Below are 654 nucleotides of genomic sequence, written 5' to 3' on the forward strand. Positions count from 1 at the left end.
AACAGTAAATATTCCCTATTCTGCAATGAATGAGCTGGTAGGAGATGTGGACTATTTTTATTCCATGACTGTTCAGGTGGATACAAGTCTGGACTCTCAGAAGGTTGCCAATGAGATCGTTCATCTGCTGGAGAAGAACCACCAGAGTGCAGGAGATGATTATTTCCAGATCCAGAATTTCCAGGATGTTATGAAATCCATGAACCAGATGCTTGGCATGGTAACTGCATTCATTTCCTTTGTAGCAGGAATTTCCCTGCTGGTAGGAGGAATCGGCGTTATGAATATCATGCTTGTTTCTGTAACGGAAAGGACAAGGGAGATCGGTATCCGAAAATCTCTTGGAGCAAAAACCTCTTCCATTATGATGCAGTTTCTGGCAGAAGCAGCCATTCTTACTGTGATTGGAGGAGTGATCGGAATTATTCTGGGAATTATCGGAGCATATGGAATCTGCAGCGTTATAAGCGCAAGTATGCAGATGGTGATCAGTCCCGGAATCAGTCTCAGCACAATTATGTTTGCAACTCTGTTTTCCTGTGCAGTTGGTGTATTCTTTGGAATTTACCCTGCGAGAAAGGCAGCGAAGCTCAGTCCTATTGAAGCGCTGAGAAGAAACTGAGATGATATAAGGGTTTTCCTGTGGGAGAGAAC

Annotated in this window: 1 protein-coding gene; it reads left to right on the forward strand. The window is 43.6% G+C overall.

All coding sequences use genetic code 11. The features are described from left to right. Positions 1-622, forward strand: a 622-nt coding sequence (locus tag QVP40_RS12195; RefSeq protein ID WP_288200552.1) for an ABC transporter permease, incomplete at its 5' end; no start/stop codon positions are given. Positions 623-654 lie beyond the last annotated feature (32 nt).

The sequence above is a fragment of the Blautia sp. CAG:257 genome (genome assembly GCF_000433815.1).
GTDB lineage: Bacteria > Bacillota > Clostridia > Lachnospirales > Lachnospiraceae > Blautia_A > Blautia_A caecimuris.